1 pseudogene is annotated in these 386 nt (G+C 68.9%); it reads right to left on the bottom strand.

What is annotated here, in order from left to right:
* Positions 1–386, bottom strand: a pseudogene (locus GWG67_RS38900) (MFS transporter); the annotation flags it as partial.

The raw sequence follows: 386 nt of genomic DNA, 5'->3' as shown, positions 1-386 counted from the left end.
CAACTGCATAGAACAGCATGTACAACGCCACCAGGCGTCCATGCTGGTCTGCCGGTGCACGCAGCAGCAGCGCCTGGTTCGATACGTGCAGTGCCTGCCCACCGAGGTCGAGCACGATCACGCCCAGCAGCAGCAACGACAGCGACTGCGGCAGGCCCAGCAGCGGCCACCACGCGGCCAGCATCAGCAGCAACGCGCCAAGACTGACCCGACCGGCGAAACCGCGGTCCATCCAGTGCCCGACCCGCGCCGCCATCAAGGCGCCCACTACGCCGGCCAGGCCCAGTGCGCCGATGGCCGCGGTGGACCACTGCAACGGCGGCGCCGACAGCGGCAGCGGCACCGCCGCCCAGAACACGTTGAGGCCAGCAAACAGCAGCAATGCC

The organism is Bradyrhizobium sp. CSS354 (assembly GCF_029051725.1).
Lineage (GTDB): Bacteria > Pseudomonadota > Alphaproteobacteria > Rhizobiales > Xanthobacteraceae > Bradyrhizobium.
The sequence above is the reverse complement of the archived record's forward strand: the minus strand, read 5'-3'. Positions and strand labels throughout refer to the sequence as shown.